We start from the raw sequence: 1,016 nt of genomic DNA on the forward strand, positions 1-1,016 counted from the left end.
CTTCGTGGAACGGAACTGGCACACAGCGCTTGCTTGCCTCGCGCTTGCTTTCCTGCAAGGCCCCAGTCATAATCTCCGGCAACGCCGCAGCGTTCCAAGGCCACAGCACCCTTCTCACCATCGCCTAACCTGCGGTTCAACTCGGACGTGCCTTCGGCCCGCCGGTTAACCTCAACGTTAGGCCACATTAAACATGACTGAGCCAGTCTTACTTGCCATTGTTGAAGTACCTCATGACGAGCGTGTTCGATGCGCTGCTCAAGGCTGTGGTCACTCTGTCTACCGTCGCGTTCATCTTGTACGAATTGATGGATCGACGAAGGTCTTCGGATCAGACTGCTTCGCCCGTCTTTTCGATTCAACGCCCACCGGACGAGCGCCACCAAAATACGGCAGCGGGACTGGAAGAAGCCTTACGCCCGAAGAGCGTGCTCTGCTGCTCGAGAACACCGAACGCTTGATCGAACAATTTGAGAGGGAACACCAAGCCGAGATCGCAGATGCAGAAAGAAGGCGTGCATTAATTGAGTCATGGCAACCTTCAAAAACTTTGGCGTCTACTTTGCAGGGCCAACACGAACAGCAGCCACCGCCGAAAGATCCTCCGCCAATCCCAGCACCAACGCAGAACACCGAAGCTGAGGCTCAAGCCCGTAGAACTCTCGGAAAAAAATTCCCGGGCGTGAACCTAGATCTGCCGGGCTTCAATGGACTATTTCGCATGGAAGTCGAAAAGATCCTCCGTGCGAATGCGGCTGTCGCATCCCGGACGATAGGATAGTCTTTTGACACTCCGCTCCCTCGCGCTCCGGCTGCGCTGTCGGGTTGCTGACCTGCTGCTCGGCCTTCGGAAAACGGCACAGGCACATCGAGCTTGCCTTCCTCCGCGCTTGCGTTCCTGCAAGGCCCCAGCCATAATCTCCGGCAACGCCACAGCGTTCCAAGGCCCAGTTTCCCTTCACACCATCGCCTAACCTGCGGTTCAACTCGGACGTGCCTTCGGCCCGCCGGTTAAC

General features: G+C 57.0%; 1 protein-coding gene. It reads left to right on the forward strand.

What is annotated here, in order from left to right; translation table 11 throughout:
• Positions 1-193: 193 nt before the first annotated feature.
• On the forward strand, positions 194-781 hold the full coding sequence (locus SRAH_RS12720) for an addiction module protein (RefSeq protein WP_149028987.1): 588 nt from the start codon (positions 194-196) through the stop codon (positions 779-781).
• Positions 782-1,016 lie beyond the last annotated feature (235 nt).

It is taken from the genome of Serpentinimonas barnesii (assembly GCF_000696225.1).
Taxonomy (GTDB): domain Bacteria; phylum Pseudomonadota; class Gammaproteobacteria; order Burkholderiales; family Burkholderiaceae_C; genus Serpentinimonas; species Serpentinimonas barnesii.

Excerpts from the sequence above, each read along its gene's own strand:
- SRAH_RS12720 (WP_149028987.1), top strand. The coding sequence starts at position 194 with ATGACTGAGCCAGTCTTACTTGCCATTGTTGAAGTACCTCATGACGAG.